This window comes from Variovorax sp. J22G73 (assembly GCF_030317035.1).
Lineage (GTDB): Bacteria > Pseudomonadota > Gammaproteobacteria > Burkholderiales > Burkholderiaceae_C > Variovorax.
On record NZ_JASZYK010000010.1, the window covers coordinates 94,689 to 114,910 of the forward strand.

The 20,222-nt window shown below is 70.2% G+C and carries 14 protein-coding genes; 2 read left to right on the forward strand and 12 right to left on the reverse strand.

Annotation, left to right across the window (positions count from 1 at the left end; translation table 11 throughout):
* Positions 1-7 precede the first annotated feature (7 nt).
* The 5 genes from QTI51_RS28625 to QTI51_RS28645 form a co-directional block, all read right to left on the reverse strand.
* Positions 8-2,479 carry a type VI secretion system Vgr family protein gene (locus tag QTI51_RS28625; protein ID WP_286517017.1) on the reverse strand — a complete coding sequence of 824 codons (2,472 nt, stop codon included), beginning with the start codon at positions 2,477-2,479 and terminating at the stop codon, positions 8-10.
* 101 nt (positions 2,480-2,580) lie between these two features.
* On the reverse strand, positions 2,581-3,933 hold the full coding sequence (locus tag QTI51_RS28630; RefSeq protein ID WP_286517089.1) for an MFS transporter: 1,353 nt from the start codon (positions 3,931-3,933) through the stop codon (positions 2,581-2,583).
* 134 nt (positions 3,934-4,067) lie between these two features.
* Positions 4,068-4,760 carry a thioredoxin family protein gene (locus QTI51_RS28635; RefSeq protein WP_207786732.1) on the reverse strand — a complete coding sequence of 231 codons (693 nt, stop codon included), beginning with the start codon at positions 4,758-4,760 and terminating at the stop codon, positions 4,068-4,070.
* 95 nt (positions 4,761-4,855) lie between these two features.
* Positions 4,856-7,114, reverse strand: coding sequence for a protein-disulfide reductase DsbD family protein (locus QTI51_RS28640; protein WP_503011550.1), 2,259 nt, complete (start codon positions 7,112-7,114; stop codon positions 4,856-4,858).
* Between the two features lie 43 nt (positions 7,115-7,157).
* Positions 7,158-7,979 carry an alanyl-tRNA editing protein gene (locus tag QTI51_RS28645; protein WP_286517012.1) on the reverse strand — a complete coding sequence of 274 codons (822 nt, stop codon included), beginning with the start codon at positions 7,977-7,979 and terminating at the stop codon, positions 7,158-7,160.
* Positions 7,980-8,126: 147 nt separating this feature from the next.
* Here QTI51_RS28645 and QTI51_RS28650 point away from each other — a divergent pair, with 147 nt between their 5' ends.
* Positions 8,127-9,512 (forward strand): PQQ-dependent sugar dehydrogenase, encoded by a 1,386-nt coding sequence (locus QTI51_RS28650; RefSeq protein ID WP_286517011.1) that lies wholly within the window; start codon positions 8,127-8,129, stop codon positions 9,510-9,512.
* Between the two features lie 44 nt (positions 9,513-9,556).
* Here QTI51_RS28650 and QTI51_RS28655 read toward each other — a convergent pair whose 3' ends face one another.
* Entirely contained in the window at positions 9,557-10,123 is a 567-nt protein-coding gene (locus QTI51_RS28655) for a GNAT family N-acetyltransferase (RefSeq protein WP_286517009.1), read from the reverse strand.
* A 38-nt stretch (positions 10,124-10,161) separates the two neighbouring features.
* Positions 10,162-11,172 (reverse strand): zinc-binding alcohol dehydrogenase family protein, encoded by a 1,011-nt coding sequence (locus QTI51_RS28660; protein WP_286517007.1) that lies wholly within the window; start codon positions 11,170-11,172, stop codon positions 10,162-10,164.
* An 86-nt stretch (positions 11,173-11,258) separates the two neighbouring features.
* Between QTI51_RS28660 and QTI51_RS28665 the strand changes: the two genes are divergently transcribed.
* Positions 11,259-12,164: a LysR family transcriptional regulator gene (locus QTI51_RS28665; protein WP_286517005.1), complete on the forward strand. Its 906-nt coding sequence runs from the start codon at positions 11,259-11,261 to the stop codon at positions 12,162-12,164.
* A 415-nt stretch (positions 12,165-12,579) separates the two neighbouring features.
* Here the strand turns inward: QTI51_RS28665 and QTI51_RS28670 are convergent, their stop codons facing one another.
* The 5 genes from QTI51_RS28670 to pgaA all read right to left on the reverse strand — a co-directional run bounded on the left by QTI51_RS28670 (position 12,580) and on the right by pgaA (position 20,094).
* Complete coding sequence (locus QTI51_RS28670; protein WP_286517003.1) at positions 12,580-13,377, reverse strand: SDR family oxidoreductase; 798 nt, start codon at positions 13,375-13,377, stop codon at positions 12,580-12,582.
* 133 nt (positions 13,378-13,510) lie between these two features.
* Positions 13,511-14,110: a poly-beta-1,6-N-acetyl-D-glucosamine biosynthesis protein PgaD gene (gene pgaD / locus QTI51_RS28675; RefSeq protein ID WP_116910753.1), complete on the reverse strand. Its 600-nt coding sequence runs from the start codon at positions 14,108-14,110 to the stop codon at positions 13,511-13,513.
* Positions 14,100-15,377, reverse strand: a complete 1,278-nt coding sequence (gene pgaC / locus QTI51_RS28680) for a poly-beta-1,6-N-acetyl-D-glucosamine synthase (protein WP_286517002.1) — start codon at positions 15,375-15,377, stop codon at positions 14,100-14,102. The genes pgaD and pgaC overlap by 11 nt, the downstream gene beginning before the upstream one ends.
* Entirely contained in the window at positions 15,374-17,533 is a 2,160-nt protein-coding gene (gene pgaB / locus QTI51_RS28685; RefSeq protein WP_286517001.1) for a poly-beta-1,6-N-acetyl-D-glucosamine N-deacetylase PgaB, read from the reverse strand. The genes pgaC and pgaB overlap by 4 nt, the downstream gene beginning before the upstream one ends.
* A complete protein-coding gene (gene pgaA, locus QTI51_RS28690) occupies positions 17,533-20,094 on the reverse strand; it encodes a poly-beta-1,6 N-acetyl-D-glucosamine export porin PgaA (RefSeq protein ID WP_286517000.1) in 2,562 nt (853 codons plus the stop codon). Before pgaA ends, pgaB begins: the two co-directional genes overlap by 1 nt.
* Between the last annotated feature and the right edge of the window lie 128 nt (positions 20,095-20,222).

The following is a 20,222-nucleotide window of genomic DNA, read 5'->3' on the forward strand; positions in this document are numbered from 1 at the left end:
TGGCCCTTCAGACGGAGAAACGAAACCTGGCCGAAGGCGCAGGCACGCTCGGCGCGTCGAACGAGACGACCGGCACCGGTCGGCTCCGGGGCCCGACCTGCGCGTGCAGCGCCGCATGCTCTTGCCATGTGCCCGCGGTGCCGTGCGTGATTCCCTGCGCGCTCCACTCGGTGTAGCTGCCGCCGCCGATGATCACGACCTTCTTGCGCGCCGTGATGTGCAGTTCGCCCTCGATGCTCTTCAGCACCACGTCCTCGTGCGCCAGCAGCGTGAGTTCGCCGTCGTGCGCCTGGACCTCGACCGGGCCTTCGCTCGCGACAAGCCTGATGCCCTTGCGGTGGGTGAAGGCCCGCAGGCCGTCCGCCGCACTGGCGAGCCAGCGCCTGGCGGTGCTGATCGACGCGTGGCCCTGGCTGGTGAAGGCGCTGTGCCGCGCGGTGTACAGGTGGATGCTGCCCGGCGTGCTGGCTTCGATGCCCGCGGGGCTCGCGAGCAGCAGGTGGGGTTCGTCCAGTTCGGGGTGTTCGCCCTGGCGGCCTTCGATGGCGTCGTTCTGCGCCTCGACCGCCTGCTGCACTTCGTGCTGGTCGGCGTGGCGGTCTTGCGCCTTGTGCACCTGTGCCGCTTGCGCGAGCGCATCGTGCTGGTCTTGGGCCGCCTTCAACCGTTCGACGGTTTCTCCCATGTCCTTTGCATGGCTTGCGGCGTGGGGCCTCGCCTCGGCGCTGAGGAGCAGGCCGTTTCCTGCCCTCAGCACCCCGTGCCCGTCCGTTCTCAGTTCGAAGCCTTCGCCCCTCGGTTCGTTGCGCCCTTCGTGGCGCTCGATGCGCGTGATGGCGCCGAGGCTCAGCGAGCTGGAGCGGTGGTCGCTCCTGAGTTGCGCCTGGATCTGGTCCTGCGTGTCGTCCAGCACCAGGTGGTTGCTGCGGCCCATCGCGCTGTTGCCGCCTTCGGCCGTGAGCTCGCGGGAGCGAAAACCGCAAAGCGCCGACTGGTCCGGCAGCGCCCATAGCGGCTTGTTGTTCTGGTTGTGCACCCGTCCCGAGCACAGCGGCAGGTCGGGGTCGCCGCCGATGAAACTGACGACGACCTCCTGGCCGATGCGCGGCAGGTGCATGCCGCCCAACTGGTTGCCGGCCCACGGCGAGCCGACCCTCAGCCAGCAGCTGCTGTGCTGGTTCTTGCGCCCGGCGCGGTCCCAGGGAAACTGCACCTTGATGCGGGCGTAGGCATCGGTCCACAGGTTCTCGCCTTCGGGGCCGACGACCAGCGCGACCTGCGGGCCTTCGCACAGCGGCTTGGGTTGCGTCAGCGCCGGGCGCAGCACCTGCGTGGCGGGGTGGGCGGTGAAGTCGACCTCGACCTTCCATTGCTGCTTGCGGCCGGTCGCTTCCGTGGCCTGGCTGTTCTCGCCGATGTCTTCGATGAGGAGGCGGGTGTCGAGCACCAGGTACTCGGCGTTGGCTTGTTCATTCGGATGCCCGGTGAGCCTGAAGGTGCGCCCGGGCACCATGGCGCGCAGGTTGCCGCTGGCCTGCACGCGCGCGCTGCCGGTGCGCAAGGCCTGCATGCGCAGCAGCGCCAGGTGGCCGGCCTCTTCGTGGGGGTCATTGGCGGCGGCGCGGCCCGCCCGGGGCTGGGCGACGTGGACGCCGCCGGTCGGCGCGTGCCACTGGTAGACCTCGCCGTCGGCCTGGCCGGTGGGGCGCGGATCGCTGCGGCTCGCGCCCAGGTCCGCCCCGGGGCGGGTGTAGTCATGGTCCCTGGTGGTGTAGCGGCCGCTGGCCAGGCGGCGCGAGGGCACGAAGCGGTGGATGTACTCCGCATCGAGCTTCCAGCCGGGCGCGTGGTACTCGACCTGCCGGTACGCCTCGCCGTCGGCTTGCTCGTATGCCGCCATCGCGTCCGAAAGCGCCAGCCTGTGCTTGCCGCCCGAATGTTCGAAGTGGTAGCTGATGCCCCACTCCTGGCACAGCCGACAGAAGAAGTCGAAGTCGCTCTCGTTGAACTGCGTCTGGTAGTCGCGCACGGGGTAGGTCGCGAGCAGCCGCTTGTCGACGGGAAACAGGTAGCCGGCCAGCAGCTCGTCGAGGATCTCCACGACGGTCTTGTCCTGGAAGATCCTGCAGTCCGTGCGCAGGGTGGCCAGGTGGAGCCAGGGGCGCAGGGTGAGGCGGTACTGGATGTGCCGGCCTTCCTCGCCCCACATGCCGGCATCGGTGATCAGCGCATTGATCTGGCGAGGCGCCGCACCGTCGAGCGCGATCTCGCAGCGCAACTCGCGGCCGACGAACGCATCGAGATCGAAGTCCGCGGCGCCCGAGGCGCCCAGGTTCAGCGCGTCCGGCGTCTTGAGCAGCAGCTCATACGCGAAGAGGCTGTCGAGCCCTTCGCGTCCCGAGAGCCGCACGGGCTCCAGCGCGGGGCGACCGAGGGCGAGAGGAATCGCGGGGGAACAGACAGACAGCGTGCGCGGCATCGACGACTTCCTTGGCAGGACAAGAGGTCGCGGCAGTTTGCGAGGACTGCCTTGCTGACACTGCTAACAATCGTCACCCTGCCAGCCCGGCAGGCCGGCGTTCAAACCACCGGCACGCGCCGCGAATCCGCCGCGCTCACGTTGCGCCGGTACAGCACCAGCGTCGCGATCAGCCCGCAGATGGCGGCCGCCGTCATCCACAGCCCCGGCGCGCCCTTGTCGCCGGTCATCTCGATCAGCCCGGTCGCAATGGCCGGGGTGAAGCCGCCGAACAGCGCGGTCGCCAGGCTGTACGCCAGCGAGAAGCCGGCGGTGCGCACGTTGACCGGCATCACCTCGGTCAGCGCCACCACCATCGCGCCGTTGTAGCTCGCGTACAGGAACGACAGCCACAGCTCCACCTCGAGCATGCGCGCGAAGCTGGGCGCGCCCACCAGCCACTTGAGCGACGGGTAGGCGGTGAGGATGGTCAGCACCGTGAACAGGATCAGCAGCGGCTTGCGCCCCACGCGGTCCGACAGCGCGCCCATGATCGGCAGCCAGATGAAGTTCGAGATGGCCACGCACAGCGTGACCACCAGCGCGTCGGTGGTGCTCAGGTGCAGCACGGCCTTGCCGAAGGTGGGCGTGTACACGGTGATCAGGTAGAACGACACGGTGGTCATCGACACCAGCATCATCCCGGCGACCACCAGGCCCCAGTTGCTGACCATCGAGCGGAAGATCTCGCGCGCGTCGGGCCGGTGCTTGCGCGCCATGAACTCCTCGGTCTCCTGCAGCGAGCGGCGAATGATGAACAGCACCGGCACGATCAGGCAGCCCACGAAGAAGGGCACGCGCCAGTAGAAGTCGCCGATTTCCTGCGAGGTGAAGGTCACGTTCAGCCAGTAGCCCAGCGCGGCCGCCACCACGATGGCCACCTGCTGGCTGGCCGACTGCCAGCTCACGTAGAAGCCCTTGTGGCCCGGCGTGGCCATCTCCGACAGGTAGACCGACACGCCGCCCAGCTCCACGCCGGCCGAGAAGCCCTGCAGCAGCCGCCCGATGAGCACCAGCAGCGGCGCCACCAGCCCGATGGTGGCGTAGGCCGGCACGCAGGCGATCAGCAGCGTGCCCGTGGCCATCAGCGCGAGCGTGACGATCAGCCCCTTGCGGCGGCCCACGCGGTCGACGTAGGCGCCCAGAAAGATGGCGCCCAGCGGGCGCATCAAGAAGCCCGCGCCGAAGGTCATGAAGGTGAGCATCAGCGAGGCGAACTCGTTGCCCGCCGGAAAGAACGCCTTCGAGATCTGCGTGGCATAGAAGCCGAACAGGAAGAAGTCGAACATCTCCATGAAGTTGCCGCCGGTCACGCGCAGGACGGTGGCGACTTTCGAGGAGGAAGCGATGGCGGTGGTGCCGGATGCGGCATGGCCGCTCGCGCCTTGCGGCGCTCTGGAAGGCGCGGTGCCCATGTTGTTGTCCCCTGTGGCGTATGTGGATGCCAAGGGTAGGCCGGGCTTCCCGACCGCTGCCTGACTGCGGCGGTCAGGTAGCTGTCACGCCGGGTGGGAGCGGCGGTGAAAGTCCGATCGCGTCAGGTCTTGCGTCAGGTCTTGTATTTGATCGAACACCCGTACGGCCGCGTGCTCGCCGCCGATATCGGCTTGCCGCCGAAGGCCTCGCCCAGCGCCTGGTTCACATAGTTGGTGGCGGTCTTGATGTCGTCGGCCCGCGCCGAGGCGATGCTGTCGATGCCGCCCGCGTACACCAGCGTGCCCTTGGGGTCGATGATGAAGATGTGCGGCGTGGTGCGCGCGCCGTAGACCTGGCCGATCACGCCGTCCTCGTCCATCAGCACGGCGGTGGGCGCGGCCTTTTGCGACTTCATCCAGGCGTCCATGGCGTCGGCCTTCAGGTAGTCGGTGGCGGCGCGCTCGGTCGAATTGATGGCCAGCCACACCACGCCCTTGTCGGTCGCGGCCTTCTGCGTGGCGGGCATGTTGCCGCTGCCGTAGTGCTTGCGCACGAAGGGGCAGCCGGGGTTGGTCCATTCGAGCACGACGAACTTGCCCGCGAAATCGGACAGCTTGTGCTTGGCGCCGGTGGTGTCGACGGCGACGAAGTCGGGGGCCTGCTGGCCCACGGCCGGCGCGGCAAGGGCGTTGGTGCCCATCAGGAAGGTGGCGCCCAGCGCCACGGCTGCGGCGACGACGGCACGGCGGGAGGCCCGGCTCAGGGCGGCGCGGGCATGGCGCGCGGCGCGCAGGGAACGCGAGTCGGCGGTTGGCGAAAGAGACATGGCCAGCTTGAACTCCAAAAGAAAAATTCCAAACAACGCCTGCAGCTTAGAACGGTTTCTTCAAGTGCATGTGACAACCCATGTCACAGCGGTGGTCAAAGCGCGGCGAGCGCGGCGCGGACTTCGTCCTTGCCCAGTATCTCGGTCAGCACCACCGGCGGCTTGCCCGGCGCCTGCAGCACGTACACCGGCACGCCGCTGCGGCCCAGCGCGGTGAGCGCGGCGGTGATGGCCGGGTCGCGACGGGTCCAGTCGGCGCGCAGCATGGCGACCTTCTTGGCGTCGAAGTCGGCCAGCACCTGCGCGTCGGCCAGGGTGCTTTTCTTGTTGTACTGGCAGGTCACGCACCAGGCGGCGGTGAAGTCGATGAACACCGGCCGGCCGTCGCCCGACAGCTCGGCCACGCGCTCGGCGGACCAGGGCTGCCAGCGCTGGCCTTGCGTGCCTTGTGCTCCCTGTGTGCCTTTTGCGTCGGCAGCAGCCAGCTGCGCCGGCTCAACCGTTTGCAACACATTGCGCCCGATGGCGGCCGCCAGCACGGCGGTGAAGGCGATCAGCAGCCCGGCAATCACCACGCGCGTGCGGCCGGTGAGCGTGAGCGCCCAGACCACGGCGGCCATGCACACCAGCAGTGCCAGCAGCGTGCCTGCGCCGTCGATGCCGCTTTGCTGGCCCAGCACCCACACCAGCCACGCCACGGTGGCGAACATCGGAAAGGCGAGCAGGCGGCGCAGCGTGTGCATCCACGGGCCCGGCCGGGGCAGCAGCCGCGAAACGGCGGGCACGAAGCTGGCGGCCAGGTACGGCAGCGCCAGCCCCAGCCCCATGGCCGCGAACAGCAACAGCGCCTGCGCGGCCGGCAGGCCGATGGCAAAGCCCAGCGACACGCCCATGAAAGGCGCGGTGCAGGGCGAGGCGATGACCACGGCCAGCACGCCCGAGAGAAAGTCGTTGGCCAGCGGATGCTTGGCCTGCGCGCTGCACACCGAGGACGGCGCGGCGCGGCCGAACTCGAACACGCCCGCCAGGTTCAGCCCCAGCAGCGTGAACAGGGCCGCCAGCGCCGCCACCACGCCCGGCGACTGCAGCTGAAAACCCCAGCCCAGGCCGGCGCCGGCCGCGCGCAGCGCCAGCATGGCGCCACCCAGCGCCAGAAACGACAGGATCACGCCGCCGGTGTAGGCCAGCCCGGCCCTGCGGTGCGCGCGGTCGTTGCCCGCCTGCCGCGCGAAGCCCAGCACCTTGATCGCGAGGATCGGGAACACGCAGGGCATCAGGTTGAGCAGCAGGCCGCCGAGCAGGGCGCCGAAGAGGGCGGCCATGAAGGTGGTGGAGGAGGGGGCGGGCAGGTCGGTGGCCGATCCAGCCGTATTAGCCGCATTGGCTGCAGTGGCCGCGTTGGCGGTCAGCGCGGCCTGCAGCGCCGGCGACACCTCGGCGCGTGGCGCGGCGGCCGCGGGCCAGGTGCCCGACACCGGCGGCTCCGCGCGCCAGGCGATCGGCTGGCCGGGCTGCCTGTCGGCCTCGGCCAGCGCCACCACCAGCGGCATCGCCGTGGGGCTCGCGCTGCGCTGGTCGGCCAGCGGAAGGGTGGCGGTCCAGGTGCCGTCCTGCCAGGCCTGGGTCCAGTCCTTGCCGGAAACCGCCGCGGTGCGGATCACCTCGGGCGTTTCGGGGAAGAAGCCCAGCGTCTTGCCCTGTACGGCGGCGGGCAGGCCTTCGAGGCGCACCTTCAGCGTGTGGCCGTCGACCTCCACGCTGCCGGGCTTGGCCAGCGGCTGGGGCTGCGCGGCGGCGGCGGTGTCGAAATCGGCCTTGTGCAGCGCGGTCGAGCCCTGCAGCGGCAGCGAGAGCGAGAAGGTGCCTTCTTCGGGAATGCATTCCTTGCGGCACACCAGCCATGAGGCCTTCAGCTGGATGTCCATGGCCGGCGTGTTGCCCAGCGCCACCGGCGGCTTGTACAGCGTGGATACCTCCAGCGGCACCGGCAGCAGCACGGTGTTCTCGTAGCCGTAGTTGGCCAGGCTGCCGACTGCGATCTTCTCGGGCACCGGCCAGGCGATTTCGCCGGTGGACACGCCGGGCGGCAGCGTCCAAGTCATTTCGGTGGGCAGGCCCGAATCGCCGGCGTTCTTCCAGTACGTGTGCCACTCGGGCTGGTGCGTGATCTGCAGGCCGACCCACACCGGGGCGCCGGGCGTCACGCCGTTGGGCGCGTGCGCGATCAGTTCGGCGCGCACATGCGGGGTGATGACCACCGCGCCCGGCTTGGACTCCAATTGCGCGGCGGCCGGCATGCTGGCTGCGGCGGTTGCTATCAGAAGCGTAGCGAAATGGATGCGCGAGAAGATCATGCCTGCTGTCGGAGCGTTCAGTGGGGGCGAAGTTCCGGCCGTTTCAGGCGGCGACGGCGGCGGGCGAAGCGGCGAGCGAGGTGGCGGGCAAGCCGGTGGATGGGGCCCAGCCCAGCACCACGCGCCGGCTGTTCGCGCTTTTCTTCTCGATCTTGGTGACCACCACCGCGCCGATTTCCGAGGTGTTCGCCACATGCGTGCCGCCGCAGGGCTGCAGGTCGATCTGCACATCACCTTCGGCGCCGCTGCCTCCGCCGCCGCCGATGCGGATGGTCCGCACCGTGCCCAGGCCGCGCGGCGGCTGCACGCTCATGCTCTTGACCAGGCCCGGGTTGGCGTCGAGTTCCTCGTCGGTGATGCTGCCCACGGTGAGCGGGTGCGCCGCCTGCACCAGTTGCAGCAGGCCGGCCGTCAGCGCGTCCTTGTCCAGCGGGTCGGTCATGTGGAAGTCGAGCCGCGCGTACTCGGGCGTGATCGAGCAGCCGTTCACGGGCTGCGGCACCAGGTGGCACAGCAGGTGGGTGGCGGTGTGAAAGCGCATCAGGCGGTGGCGGCGCTCCCAGTCGATGCGGGCGGTGACGGTGTCGCCGGGCTTCAGCGCAGCCAGCAGCTCCACCTGGTCCGGCGCGGGCACGTGCACGAATTCGTCCGTCGGCTGGCCTTCCTCGTTCTTCGCCTTGCGCGTATCCGCGATGACCAGCTCGCGGCCATCGGCCAAGGCCAGCACGCCGCTGTCTCCGGCCTGCCCGCCGCCCAGCGGATAGAACACGGTGCGGTCGAGCACGACGCCAGCCTCGTCGATGCGCACGATGCGGGCTTCGCAGGCGCGCAAGTAGGCGTCGGCGCGGAACAGGTCTTCGGTCATCCGGCGATGGTAGCGGCGATGCGCGAATGAGGTGCGCCCACGCCAGAAAGCGCCCACGACCGACAACCCGGCGCCGCGCGGCCGGTAGATGATCCGCCCGGTAAGCGGCGCCCGGCCGCAAAGCACGCAAGCAAGCAAGGACCCCGCATGAAAGCACCGCAGCAAGCACCCACCCGCACGGCATTGCCCTGGCAGGCATCCGCGCCCGCGTTCGCCGTGGCAGTGGCCGCGGCGCTGCTCGTCGCCGGCTGCGGCGAGGCCGCCAAGCTCACGCCCGAGGCCACCACCGGCCCGCGCCCGCAGCTGGCCGAGCCCAACAAGACGCTGATTCCCACCGTCAACGTGGCGCCCGCCGTCGGCTGGACCGACACCGCCACGCCCACGCCCGCCGAAGGCATGAAGGTGACGGCTTTGGCGCGCGGGCTCGACCACCCGCGCTGGGTCTACACCCTGCCCAACGGCGACATCCTCGTGGCCGAGAGCAACAAGCCGCCCAAGCCCGGCGGCAGCGCCACCGACGGCGGCGACGGCATCGTGGCCAAGGTGCGCAACTGGGTCATGGGCAAGGTCATGGGCCGCGCCGGCGCCGGCGTGCCCAGCGCCAACCGCATCACGCTGCTGCGCGACGCCAACGGCGACGGCGTGGCCGAGGTCAAGCAGGTCTTCATGACCAACCTGATGTCGCCCTACGGCATGGCGCTGGTGGGCAACGAGCTGTTCATCGCCAACGCCGACGCACTGGTGAAGGTGCCCTACACCGAAGGCCAGACCGCCATCAGCGCCAACCCCACGCTGGTGACGCAGCTGCCCGCGGGCATCAACCACCACTGGACCAAGAACGTCATCGCCAATGCCGACGGCAGCAAGCTCTACGTGACGGTCGGCTCCAACAGCAACATCGGCGAGAACGGCCTGGCCGCCGAAGAGGGCCGCGCCGCCATCTGGGAGGTCGACACCAGGAGCGGCGAGAAGCGCCTGTTCGCCAGCGGCCTGCGCAACCCCAACGGCATGGGCTGGGACCCGGACACGAAGGCGCTGTGGACCGTGGTGAACGAGCGCGACGAAATCGGCAGCGACCTGGTGCCCGACTACCTCACCTCGGTGAAGGACGGCGCCTTCTACGGCTGGCCGTGGACCTACTACGGCGGCATCGTCGATGCGCGCGTGACCCCGCAGAACCCCGAGATGGCGGCCAAGGCCATCGCGCCCGACTACGCGCTGGGCTCGCACGTCGCGCCGCTGGGCATGGCGTTCTCGCGCGCGGGCGTCATGCCCGAGCAGTTCGCCAGCGGCGTGTTCATCGGCGAGCACGGCTCGTGGAACCGCAAGCCCAAGTCGGGCTACAAGGTGGTGTTCGTGCCCTTCATCGGCGGCAAGCCCAGCGGGCCGCCGGTCGACGTGCTCACCGGCTTCCTCACCGCCGACGAGAAGGCCCAGGGCCGGCCGGTGGGCGTCACGCTCGACAAGAGCGGCGCGCTGATCGTGGCCGACGACGTGGGCAACGCGGTGTGGCGGGTGTCGAAGGACAAATAGCCGCCAGCCGCCAACCGCTGTCGAAGGTCTTCGGTCTTCAGCTTTCAGCGCCCCGGCCGGCCGATGCGGTAGAGCCGGTGCGCGCGCAGCGGGTGCCCCTCGGGCACCAGCGGATGGTCGAAGGCGCCGGCCAGGTCCTCGGTCATGCCGATGCGCGCCATCACCGCCGCCGAGCGCAGGTTGCCGACGCCGGTGAAGGCCACGATCTCGTCGAGCGCCAGCCGCTCGAAGCCCACCTGCAGCGCACCGCGCGCGGCCTCGCTCGCAAGGCCCCGGCCCCAGGCATGGCGCGCAAAGCGCCAGCCGATTTCCACGCAGGGCGAGAACGGCAGCACGGCCGCGGGCACGTTGAGCCCGGTGAAGCCGATGAATTCGCCCGAGGCTTTTTCTTCCACCGCCCACAGGCCCCAGCCGTTCTCGGCGATGCGCGCCTTGGCGCGCTCGGCCAGCGCGTCGCTGTCGGCGCGGGTGGGCAGGGGCAGCAAAAACTCCATCACCTGCGGGTCGCAGGCCAGCGCGAAAAATGGCGCGAGATCGCTCTCGCGCCATTGGCGCAGCCGCAGCCGCTCGGTGTCGAATTCGATCAGGGGCGGGGAAGCGTTGTCGGTCATGCGCCCATTTTGCGGGGGCCTGCGGCGCGCCTTCCGGCTCAGAAGCCCGCCAGCACCACCTTGCCCTGCGCCTTGCCGCTCTCGATGAGAGCATGTGCCTTCTTCAGGTTGGCGGCGTTGATGGTGCCGAAGCTCGCGTTCGCCGTGGTGCGGATGCGGCCCGCGTCCACCAGCGCCGCCACCTCGGCCAGCAGCTTGCCCTGCTCGGCCATGTCGGGCGTCTCGAAGCGCGAGCGCGCGAACATCATTTCCCAGTGCAGCGAGAGGCTCTTGGTCTTCAGCGGCATCGCGTCGAGCACCTTCATGTCGTCGATCACCGCGAGCTGGCCCTGGGGCTTCAGGCTTTCGATGATCTGCGCGTAGTGCTGCTCGGTCTGCGTGAGGCTGGCAACCATGTCGACCTCGCCGATGCCGGCGGCCTTGAGCTCGGCGGCGAGCGGCTTCGAATGGTCGATGACGGTGTGCGCGCCCAGCGCCAGGCACCATTCGCGGGTTTCGGCGCGCGAGGCCGTGGCCACCACGCGCAGCCTGGTGAGCTGGCGCGCCAGCTGGATCAGGATGGAGCCCACGCCGCCCGCGCCGCCGGTGATGAGCAGCGTCTGCCCTTCGCCGCCGTCCTTGGGCACCTGCAGGCGGTCGAACAGCAGCTCGTACGCGGTGATGGTGGTCAGCGGCAGCGCCGCGGCCTGCGCGTCGTCGAGGCTCTTCGGCGCGATGGCGGCAATGCGTTCGTCCACCGCGTGCAGCTCGGCGTTGGCGCCGGGGCGAACGATGGAGCCGGCGTAGTACACGCGGTCGCCCACCTTGAAGTTCTTCACGCCGGCGCCGACGGCCTCGACCGTGCCCACGGCGTCCCAGCCCAGCACCTTGGCCTGGCCGGGCTCGGGCGCGGCGTTCTTGCGGACCTTGGTGTCCACCGGGTTGACCGACACCGCCTTCACGCGCACCAGCAGGTCGCGCGCGCCGGCCGCCGGAGCGGGCAGCTCGATGTCCTGCAGCGATTCGGGGTTGTCGATGGGAAGGGGTTGGTAGTAGCCGATGGCTTTCATGACGGGAAACCTTTCAGTGACGATGCCTCGAATGTAGGATCGCAACGCCGGTTTGATAAGACTGGCCGAATGCGCAACACTTTCAAATGAAGATTGAAAATCTCTCCGACCTGCAGGTGCTGGTGCACACCGCGCGCGGCGGCACGCTCACGGCCGCGGCGCATGCGCTGGGCATCACGCCCGCGGCGGCCAGCGCCACGCTGAAGCGGCTGGAAACGCAGCTGGGCGCGCGGCTGTTCGAGCGCTCCACGCGCGCCATGCGCCTCACGCCGCAGGGGCAGACGCTGCTCGACTACGCGGTGCGCGCCTTCGAGCTGCTGGCCGAGGGCGAATCGCTGGTCACGGCCGACCGCGGCGAGCTGGTGGGCACGCTGCGCGTGGCGTCGCCGTCGGACCTCACGCGCAGCACGCTGCTGCCCTGGTTCGACGAATTCCTGGCCTTGCACAGCGGGGTGCAGCTGTCTTTGTCGGTGGGAGACCGGCCGCTGGACGTGATGCGCGACGAGGTCGACGTGGCGCTGCGCTACGGGGCGCTGGCCGATTCGCGGCTGGTGGCGCGGCCCTTTGCAATGACCAACCCGCTGTTGACGGCTTCGCCGGACTACCTGCGCCGGCACGGGGCGCCCCGGGTGCCGCAAGACCTGGTGCACCACAACTGCCTGACGTTCAACCGCTCGGGGCGGCGGCACCGGGTGTGGCGGTTTGCGCTCGACGGGCAGTGGACGGAGGTGCGGGTGAACGGGGACCGCAGCGTGGACGATGCCTCGCTGGCGCGCGAGTGGACGGTGGCGGGGTACGGCGTTTCGCTGAAGTCGGCGCTGGATGTGCGGAATGACATTCGGGCGGGGCGGCTGGTTCGGTTGCTGCCTGAATGGGAGACCGAGGCTTATCCGCTGCATGCGTTGTTGCCCAGTGGGAGGTTTGTGCCGGCTCGGGTTCGGGCGTTTGTGGATTTTTTGGCTTTGAAGTTTGAGGTTTTGTTGAGGGGGTAGGTTTTGGGGGGTGGGGTTTTTTGGGGCGGCTGGCCGGGACTCGCCCCGGCGGGCGATCTACTTTCTTTTGCTTCGCCAAAAGAAAGTAGCCAAAGAAAAGGCGACCCCACTGTCTGCGACTCCTGCGCTGCGCTACGGAGCAACCTGCGGTGCTCACGTTTCGCGGGGTCTCGCCCAAACTCGCTTCGCTCAAACAAGGGCGAGCCCTGATCCGCGAAACGCTCCGCTCCTCGGCGCAGCCAGAGGGGAGGGGGGCAACAGGCCATCGCTTCGCTCGGCCTGTGAAAACGGTCGGGCCGCCGCTGCGCTCGGCCTGGGGCCCGGGTATTGCTCCCTCTCCCTCCGGGAGAGGGCGGGGGTGAGGGCAGCGGCGCTCGAAACTGCATGGCCCTGGATGCGCCCCTGCCTGCCCGCCTCAAATCATCGGCGTCACGGCCCCATCCATCGCCACGATCGCCCCGGTCACATAACTCGCCTTGCCCGACGCCAGGAACAGCACGGTGTTGGCAACTTCTTCCGGCGTGGCGATCCGTCCCAGCGGCAGCCGCGCCTTGGCGCGCTCCAGCGCCTCGTCGGTGCCGATGCCCGCCAGCTTGGCATCCGCCTTCATGCCTTCCTGCAAGCGCTCGGTCAGCGTGAGGCCGGGGTTCACCGCGTTCACGCGCACGCCCTTGCCGGCGTAGGCCGCGGCCATGCCGGCGCTCACGAGCATCAGGGCGGCGTTCGCCGCGCCGCCGGCCATGTGCACGGGGCTGGCCACCTTGCCGCCCTGGCCGATGACGTTGACGATGGCACCGCGCCCGCGCGCGCCCATGCGCTTCACGACGGGGTCGATCATGTGGATGTAGGTGAAGTACTTCGCGTCCATGGCGTCGTGCCACGACGCGGCAGTCAGGTCGGCGGGCGGGGTGCGGCGCGCGGCGCCGGCCGAGTTGACGAGCACGTCGACGGGGCCAAAGGCCTGCTCGGCGGCGTCCAGCGCGGCCACGGCGCTGGCCGGGTCCTTCAGGTCGGCGGCATGGACCGACACGCGGCCCTCGGCCTGCGCGTACGCCTCCAGCAAGGTCTTCTGCCCCTGCCGCAGGTTGGCGATGTCGCGCGACACCAGGCTCACGCGCGCGCCCTCGCGCAGGAAGCCCAGCGCGCAGGCCAGGCCGATGCCCTTGCTGCCGCCGGTGATGAGTACGTGCTGGTCCTGAAGCTGGAGGTCCATGAAGAATCCTTGGGAGCGTGATGAAAGGGGTGAGCCGGCGATTGAAGCACCGGCGCTAAACCCCTGCACGCACGCGGCTGTGCGCCGCGGCTTTCAGGCCAGCATCGGGGCTGTGCCCGAGTGCTTCAGTGCTTCAGTGCCGGCCCGCGGTGCGATGCCGCGGCTCGGGTTCCAGCGCGCCGGGCGCGGTGTCGGTGGCGTCGCGCAGGTGGCCGTTGTTGTCGTGGTGTGCCAGCAGCTGGCGCGTGCGCTGCCAGGCCGACAGCCGCGCGGGCGGCACGTCGATGAAGGTGGCCAGCGCGAACAGCGACGACTGTTCCGCCTCGGGCGGCACCTCGCGCCGGTTCTGGCGGCGGCGCCACGGGGCCATCACCAGCATCGCGACCAGGATCACGCCGATGAGCACGGCGTACAGGCCCAGCAGGTGCAGCACCTCGGGCTGCGAGCGCGCGCCCAGCACGTAGGGCCAGGCGTACCAGACCGCGCAGAACCAGATCGCAATGGTCACGGCCGGGCGCAGCACGCGCAGCCACAGGTACATGGCCAGCGTGCGCTGCGGCGAGCGGCCGTTGCCGTAGGCGCGCAGCGAGATGCGCGCAGCGTCGATGATGGGTTCCTCCCCCGCGGGCTGGCCCCACGAGCGGCGGCGGCTCGGCGGCGGGGTGTCGTGCACGGCGTCGGGAAAGACGCTGTCGACGGATGTGGCTTGTGTCTCGTGGGTGTCATGGCGCATCGGAAACTCCTCTGTCGGGGCTCGTCCACACCGCGCGTTTGCCGCGTCGGCGAATCAGGACTTTGGGAAGGGCGATGACGGTGGTCGCCATCGTGATGGTCCAGAAGGCGATCGGGTACCAGATCGTTCCGGCGAAATAGCGCATCAGGTCGCGGTCGTAGCGGCGATCGATCCACAGGCTCAGCAGCATCTGCATGATGCAGGTCATGGCCAGCAGCGTGCCCTGCCAGTGCGGCAGCAGCGCCGAATGCCACAGCGAGTCGTCCGGCAGCAGCGGGCGCACCAGGCTCACCAGCAGCACCAGCGCCATGGCATAGGCCCACACCACGCTGGTCATGTACTCCAGGTAGATGAGCCACATGCGCCAGTTGCGCGGGCGCAGCAGCTGCGAGGTGTAGCGCAGCATGGTCTGGATGCCGCCCATGGCCCAGCGCAGGCGCTGCTTCCACAGACCGCGCAAGGTCTCGGGCATCAGGATCCAGCACAGCGCGCGCGGCTCAAAGCGCAGCTTCCAGCCGGCGAGCTGCAGCTTCCAGCTCATGTCGATGTCCTCGGTGAGCACGTCGGGGCTCCAGAAGCCCACGTCGATCACCGCGCGGCGGCGGAACATGGCAATCACGCCCGACACCGTGAAGAGGGTGCCCACCAGCTGCTGCGAGCGCTTGATGAGCCCGATGATCGAAGAGAACTCGCCCACCTGCATGCGCCCCAGCAGCGTGGTGCGCGTGCGGATGCGCGGGTTGCCGGTGACCGCGCCGATGCGCTCCGACGCCAGCATCGGCAGCAGCATCCAGGCAATGGCGTCCTCGTCGATCAGCGCGTCGCCGTCGATGCCCAATATGTACTCGCCGCGCGCCAGCTGGCAGGCGGTGTTCAGGCCCACGGCCTTGCCCTGGTTGCTGGCGTTGTGCACCACGCGCAGGCGGCTGTACTCGGTGGTCATCTCGTCGAGCAGCTCGCCGGTGCCGTCGGTGCTGCCGTCGTTCACGGCAATCACCTCGAAGTGCGGGTAGCGCGTGCGCATCAGCTGCTCGATCACCTCGCGCAGGTGCGGCACCTCGTTGAAGCAGGGCACCACCACCGTCACCAGCGGCTGCGAGGGCAGCAGCGCGAGCGGGTTGGCGTCGACGTCGCGCTTGCGCTCGAACACCCACGCATGCGAGAGGCCCCCGGCCATCCACACATAGGCCATGAAGAAGGGGTAGTAGAAGACGAAGCCGAACAGCAGCGAAGGCAGCGTCTGCGCGAGGAAGTGGCTGGAGCTCATGGCGAGCGTTCTCCTTGCGCGGGGCGCGCGGGTAGCGGGGGTGTTGTCGTTGTTGTCATCGGCGCTGTCGCGGGTGCTTTCGATGCCTCGGGCTGCGGCGGAATCTCCGCGGCCGAGGGCGAGCGCAGCACGCGCGGCAGCAGCGTGCGCACGGAGATGGCGCGGCGCACGGTGTCCAGCGAGGGCTGGTCGTTCAGGAAGTCGTCGGGGTAGTAGCCCAGGTGGCGCACGCCGGCGCGGTGCAGCAGCGTCCACTGGCGCGTGAGCTCGGCGTCGGGCACCGGCTCGCCGGTGCGCCAGTCGCGCGCCTGCAGCTCGAACACGGTGCCGTCCAGGCCGCGCGGCGTGCCCGCCACGCGGCGCGCGAGGCGGCCCAGCCACGCATCGGCATCGGCTTCGCCTTCCATGCGCGGCATGGCCATGAGCGCCACGTAGTCGTAGGCGGCCAGCGAGGCCTCGTAGTTCTGCGCGAACCACTGCTCGGCCTGGGGCTCGAGCACCGGGCGCGCATACAGGTTGCGCGCGGTTTCCAGCGCGGGCCGCCAGGCACCCACGCGCGCGGCGAGCTCATGGGTGAAGTCGATCAGGTAGCGGGTCTTGGCCGTGGTCCAGCGCGCCATCAGCTCGGGGTTGGCGCGAATGGCGGCCACGTCGCCCGGCAGGCCCCAGCGTGCGTAGGTGGCGAGCGCGGCGGGGCTGGCGTCCTCGTCGTCGGCGAGCATGGCGTCGTCGTGGAACAGCACGCCCTCGAAGAACGCGTAGCGCCCCAGGTCCTCGTAGATGTCGCCGACCAGCGCGCGCACCGCGGGGTCGAAGGGCGAGAGGCGGTGATAGCGCTGGTCATGGTCCGCCGGCAGGGTGCCGCCCTGCGCCACCACCGTGTGCGTGGCGAGCGGGTTCGACCCGGGCAGCTTGAACGCCGTGACCGGCATCCAGGCGTACACCTTCACGCCGGTGCGGGTGCGCAGCTGCCAGGCCGCGCGGCTGAACAGGTCGGCACGCATCGGCAGGTGGCGGTTGGGAAAGTACAGGGCGTCGGCCACGCCGTCGCCGTCCGGGTCGGCATAGGCCTGCAGGAACACCGAGCGCGGGCGCACCGCGGCCACGCGGTCGATCAGCAGCGACAGGTTGCGTTCCTGCTGCGCCGGGTCGGGGTCGTACACGTAGTCCAGGTCCACGTGCATCACGCGGTTGACCGGGCGAACCTCGCCGCCCACGGGGCTGCGCAGCAGCTGGGCGTAGTCGGGCGCGGCGTTGTCGTAGGCGGCCAGCGCGCGGCGAATGCGCGACAGCGGCACCGCCGCGGTGTTGGGGCCGTCGTCCAGCGTGAACGTCACGGGCATGCCCGCGCGCTCCGACGCCTTCAGCGCGGCCGTGTTGTAGGCGCCGTAGGGCCACACGGTGGCGCGCACCTTGGCGCCGGTGTGGCGCTCGATGAGCTCGCGGCTGCGGCGCAGGTCGGCTTCCACGCGCTGCGCGTAGGCTTCGTCGCTTTCGTAGCGGCCGGTGGCCGCGTCGTAGCGGTGCGTGGCCGCGGCGGGCAGCATGTTGCCTTGCGGGTTGGCCAGGATGCCGGTGTGCAGCGCGTCGGTGTGGCTCGCGAACTCGACCAGGCCCGAGCGCGCCATTTCGGCGGCCTCCGGCCACAGCAGGAAGTTCTCGCGCGGCGCGGGCTTGTCGCCCCAGTGCACCAGCTGCCCCTGCGGCACTTCGAGCCAGCTGGTCACCAGCGCCATCAGCGCCGGGTAGTTGTAGCGCTTGAGCAGCGGAAACACCTTGGTGTAGGCGCTGCGGTAGCCGTCGTCGAAGCTCAGCAGCACGGGCTGCGCGGGCAGCGGCTTGCCGCCGGCGCGCGCGTCGACGATCTGCTGCAGGCTCACCGGGTGGTAGCCGCTGTGCTGCAGCCAGGCGAAGACTTCGGCCAGGGTGCGCTCGTCCATGGCGGTCTCGTCGGGCGAGTCCTCGAAGCTGGCGCGCACGTTGGTGCGCACGTCGTGGAAGGCGAGCACGCGAAAGCTCACGCCGTCGTCGGCGTCGGCGCTCGGCAGCGGCTGCGCGGGGGCGGCCAGCGACAGCGCGCACAGCAGCCCGAACAGCGCGGTGCGCAACAGCGCGAGAGGGTTCAGAAGGCTGGAAGAAGAGGTCGTCGTTCGCATCACGGCAGGGGCATCGAGAGGTTCAGGAAAACGCCGCGCTGTCGTTCGCGCACGCCGTCGTAGGGATGGCTGGAAATGCTCAGGCCGTAGCGCAGCGTGAGCTTGGGGCCCAGCTCCCAGCGGTGTTCGTAGCGCAGGCTCCACAGCGGGCCGCTGCCGAAGCCGGCCTGCCGGTAGCTGCCGCCGCTGAGCTCCACCGCCTGGAAGAACTGGCGGTCGTCGCGCTTCCAGTTGAGCCACTGCGCGCGCACGCCCAGCTCGGTGCTGCTGTCGCTCGAGGGGTTGAAGTAGGGCGCGTCGACGGCGCGGCCCTGGCCGGCGCCGGTGGTCAGCTTGGTCTCGAGCTGGAAGCCCGGCGTGCTGATCCAGCGTTCGCGCCAGCCCAGCTCCAGGCCGTCGCGCACGTTGTTGTCGCTGAAGTCCAGGCGCTGGTATTGCAGGTCGAAGCGGCGCGATTCGTTCACCACGTAGCCCACGCTCGCGCCGGTCTCGCGCGCGCCGATGCCGGCCACGCGCGCCTTCCACGGCAGGTTCTTGCTGTCGCCGTCGTAGGTGGCCGACAGGCGCCAGGCGTCGCTGGCGCGGTAGTCCAGGCGGCCGGCCACGCTGTTCTGGTACGGGCCGCCGTTCGAATGCTGAAGCGCGCCCTCGGCCAGCCAGGGGCCGCGCTGCCAGCTCAGCCCGAGGCCGCCGCGCGCCCAGTTGGCGTTGCCGATGTCGGTGTTGCCGCGGCCCAGCGACTGGTCGTAGAACAGCCGCCACTCGTCGTTGATGAGGCCCGAGCTGAGCCGGCTGTCGACGCGCCACTCGCGGCTGGCAATGGCGGCACCGCCGCGCGAGGCTTCGGCCTCGACGTCCAGCCGCGGGCCGGTGATGGCGCGGCGCTTGCGCTCCATGTCGCGCACTTCGGCGGTGTCGGGTGCGTCGGCCACCAGCGATTCGGCGCGGCGGCGCGCCTCGCCGTATTCGTCGGCATCGAGCAACGCCGACACGTGGCCGGTGCGCGCGCTGATGTCGTAGGGCTGGTCGGCCGCCAGCGCCTCGAAGCGCGCCACGGCCGCCTCGGGGTGCTCGCGCAGCTGCTCGGTCAACGCCGCGCCGTAGCCGTAGCCCGCGTTCATCGGCGCCTCGCGCATGAGCACGTCGAACTCGTGCTGCGCCAGCGCGTGGCGGTCGCCGTACAGGGTGATCAGGCCGCGCAGGCCGGCCACGTCGGCGTACTGCTCGTTGGGGCGGCGCGCTTCAGGCGCCAGCCGCAGGTAGGCCGGGGTGGCGCCTTCGAGCCGCTGCAGCAGCGCCTCGGCGTCGTCGAAGCGGCCGGTGTCCTGGTAGGCGTAGACGAGGCCGAAGTACAGCGGGTCGGGCATGGGCACGTCGTCGCCGCCCTTGGCGACCGCAGCTTCGTACAGCGGCACCGCCTCGATCGAGCGGCGCTCCTGCGCATACGCACGTGCCGCGGCGCCGAGGCCGTAGAACGGCAGCTCGGTGCCCGCGGCGCGCATGGACTCGTACAGCGCGATGGCGTCCGCGGGGCGCCCGCGCTCGACCAGCGCCAGCAGCCGGTCGGACAGCAACCGCACGCGCAATGCGCGCCAGGCCTCGGCCTCCGTGGGCTCGGCCTTCAGCGCGGCGGCATCGGCGCGGGCCAGCGCGGCTTCCTGCCCGGCCAGCACGCGGTCGAGCGCCACCACGCGCTCGGCGCCCAGGCGCTGGTCGCGTTCGCGGATGGCCCAGCGCAGTTGCTGGCCCAGGGCATCTTGCTGCAGCGTGGAAAGCGCCAGCGGCGAAAAGCTGCCGGGCCGCGCGCGCTCGGCGGCTTCGGCGTCGCTGAAGGCGCTGGACGCGGCACCGCTCTGCGCGAGCAGAAAGTCGGCTTCACGGCGCAGGTCGGCGCGATCGGGCCGCAGGGCGCCAGCCTCGGTGTAGGCGCCCAGCGCCTGCAACGTGTCCTTGTCGGCGCGTGCCAGCGCGGCGCGCAGCTCCAGCAGGGAAACGCGGTCGTCGAGTTGCTTCGGCGCGGGCTGCGAGAGCGTGTCGTACAGCGCGCGGGCGCCTGCCACGTCGCCGCTGTCGAGCCGCCAGTACGCCTCGTGCACGCGCGGCTCGCGGGCTTCGGGTTGGCGGGTGCGCCAGAGCTTGACGGCCTCGCCTTGCAACGGCAGGTCGCGGGTGCGCCGCGCGGCCACGGCCAGCGGGCCCAGCGCGTAGTCGCGCAGGCTCGACAGCGGGAACTGGTGGGCCAGCGCCACGGCCTCGGCGTACTGGCCGTCGGAGGCCGCGAGGGTGATCGCGTCGGACGCGATGCGGCGCCGCTCAGGTTCGCCGGGTTCTCCGGATGCGCCTTGCGTCCCCTGCGTCCCTTGCGAAGGAGCAAGCCAGGCCTTCAGCTGCTGCAGCGCCTGCGCGGGCGTGACGCGGCCTCCACGGCGCGCGGCGATCAGCGCGTCGTGCTGCTGTGCGCTGTAAGCAGCTGTGTCCTGTGCGACCGCGGATGCGCCGGCTGCGGCAGTGCCGGTAACAAGCGGTTGCGCGACGGCAGCCGAGGTACCGAAGGCCAGCACGCAAACGATGGGGGGAAATCCTCGCGCTGCTTGTGCGAGGTGACGAGACAACGAACCGGCGAGCGCACGCTTGCGCCCGGCCATGACCGTGCCTCCAGCTTTTTTCTGGATGAACACTCTGCTCCCTT

Coding starts and splice junctions, on each gene's coding strand:
- QTI51_RS28635 (WP_207786732.1), bottom strand. CDS start 4,760: ATGTCTCTTTCGCCAACCGCCGACTCGCGTTCCCTGCGCGCCGCGCGC.
- QTI51_RS28625 (WP_286517017.1), bottom strand. CDS start 2,479: ATGCCGCGCACGCTGTCTGTCTGTTCCCCCGCGATTCCTCTCGCCCTC.
- pgaC (WP_286517002.1), bottom strand. CDS start 15,377: ATGAGCTCCAGCCACTTCCTCGCGCAGACGCTGCCTTCGCTGCTGTTC.
- QTI51_RS28655 (WP_286517009.1), bottom strand. CDS start 10,123: ATGACCGACAACGCTTCCCCGCCCCTGATCGAATTCGACACCGAGCGG.
- QTI51_RS28630 (WP_286517089.1), bottom strand. CDS start 3,933: ATGGGCACCGCGCCTTCCAGAGCGCCGCAAGGCGCGAGCGGCCATGCC.
- pgaB (WP_286517001.1), bottom strand. CDS start 17,533: ATGCGAACGACGACCTCTTCTTCCAGCCTTCTGAACCCTCTCGCGCTG.
- QTI51_RS28640 (WP_503011550.1), bottom strand. CDS start 7,114: ATGATCTTCTCGCGCATCCATTTCGCTACGCTTCTGATAGCAACCGCC.
- QTI51_RS28650 (WP_286517011.1), top strand. CDS start 8,127: ATGAAAGCACCGCAGCAAGCACCCACCCGCACGGCATTGCCCTGGCAG.
- pgaD (WP_116910753.1), bottom strand. CDS start 14,110: ATGCGCCATGACACCCACGAGACACAAGCCACATCCGTCGACAGCGTC.
- QTI51_RS28660 (WP_286517007.1), bottom strand. CDS start 11,172: ATGAAAGCCATCGGCTACTACCAACCCCTTCCCATCGACAACCCCGAA.
- QTI51_RS28670 (WP_286517003.1), bottom strand. CDS start 13,377: ATGGACCTCCAGCTTCAGGACCAGCACGTACTCATCACCGGCGGCAGC.
- QTI51_RS28665 (WP_286517005.1), top strand. CDS start 11,259: ATGAAGATTGAAAATCTCTCCGACCTGCAGGTGCTGGTGCACACCGCG.
- QTI51_RS28645 (WP_286517012.1), bottom strand. CDS start 7,979: ATGACCGAAGACCTGTTCCGCGCCGACGCCTACTTGCGCGCCTGCGAA.